Source organism: Halogeometricum sp. S3BR5-2, assembly GCF_031624635.1.
GTDB lineage: Archaea > Halobacteriota > Halobacteria > Halobacteriales > Haloferacaceae > Halogeometricum > Halogeometricum luteum.
The window spans coordinates 1-1,445 of the sequence record NZ_JAMQOQ010000018.1 but is presented as its reverse complement, the minus strand read 5'-3'; the positions used below and the strand labels follow the sequence as shown (position 1 = coordinate 1,445).

The following is a 1,445-nucleotide window of genomic DNA, read 5'->3' as shown; positions in this document are numbered from 1 at the left end:
CACGGCGGCACTCGTCCCAACCGGTCACGTCCGCCATTAGAAATCCCCTCCGAGGGTCGTCCGTCCGAGGTAGCTGTCCGTCTGACCGCGTTCGACATACCACGCGATTAGTTCCGAACCGTCTATCGTGCCCGACTGCACCGCCTCGTACTCCTCGACGGACATCCGCTCGAATAACTCCGCGTGCCAGTACTTCCCCCGCTCGCCCGCTTCGCCGTTAGTTGCCGCGTTGTACTCTGAACCGTTCGTTTCCGTTTTCGACATAGTGTGTTTGCTTGTGGACTATGCGTGTCGCTTCGAGTGGGTCAGAGTGTACCCCGATGGATTTAACGGCAATCGGGTAGAATAACCAATTGCGTTTGGCCCATCGAGGGACGAACCCCCAAATCAGAGGGTTGAGACACTCAGACCAACTTTCCACGCGGGCCACCGTCCAAAAGTAGACCGCGTGGGAACCTCGGTCTGTTCTTCAACTTTCACAAGTAGACCGCCGAGCGACGGCCATGTGCGCCTTCTTCTTTGACGTTACAAGGTGCGGCCTACGTCTTATATCCATCTTACCAGAACGATTACATTGAAAAACCGCCAGACGGCGGCTTGTTTATTTAGAGGGTCCGAGCCTCTATATAGCACGGAGGAGTGCCGTGGGCCGTGATATACCCCCGTTGTTAATGCTGTGTGTGCATTTTCACAACGAGCAGTCGGTACCCCGTTCCGGCACAGGGTACCCTGTTCCACTCTAATCGACAGACGGCGGCGTGGTTTTCTGACGTGGCACAGGTGGCACAGGGTAAATCGCAACCTCTCTAATACACTTACATATTCTGAATTTGTCCCCTACACGCGAAAGAACGGAAATACCCTGTTCCACCTGTTCCACCCCCCGCATAGCCCCCCGCCGTCATGCGGTTTTACTGGCACAGGGTACCTTGTGCCGGAACGGGTCTACCCTGTTCCACTCGGATAGGCTGACATATATTCGAGAATGGCACCACGTCCTACGGCGTCAGTTGCGAAACACGGATTAGTTAGAACGGGGTTAAGTGAGACTCCGAACAAGCGAAATTGAGCAGTACAGAACTCCTGCCGCGGTACTTTGACATACTAACCAGACGTAACTGAGAGTATGTCCACAGGCCATGAACTGGAGGGCGAGAAGTACAGCCCGGCGCAACGGGCGCGAACCTCGATGCAGGTCAAAAACGACGTTCGGTATGGGATATACGAGGACGCCAAAGCAGCCGTTGCCGAGGAACTCGACTGCGACCCAACACAAACCCAAGTCATCCGGGAAGTTTGCGCCGCTTACGTGGGGTATGACAAATGAGCGTCTCGACCACGCGGTACGTCGCCGGGAAGCTACTCCGCGTCTCCGCCGTGCTCGTATTCGCGTTCTTCGCACTCGGCATGATACTCTGGACCGTCGTGCTCGGTCCCACGGCGGC

General features: G+C 56.1%; 2 protein-coding genes. One reads left to right on the top strand and one right to left on the bottom strand.

Annotation, left to right across the window (positions count from 1 at the left end; translation table 11 throughout):
* Positions 1-36 precede the first annotated feature (36 nt).
* Complete coding sequence (locus NDI79_RS23505; protein WP_310931059.1) at positions 37-264, bottom strand: hypothetical protein; 228 nt, start codon at positions 262-264, stop codon at positions 37-39.
* Between the two features lie 862 nt (positions 265-1,126).
* Here NDI79_RS23505 and NDI79_RS23500 point away from each other — a divergent pair.
* On the top strand, positions 1,127-1,327 hold the full coding sequence (locus NDI79_RS23500) for a hypothetical protein (protein ID WP_310931058.1): 201 nt from the start codon (positions 1,127-1,129) through the stop codon (positions 1,325-1,327).
* The last annotated feature ends 118 nt before the right edge of the window (positions 1,328-1,445 follow it).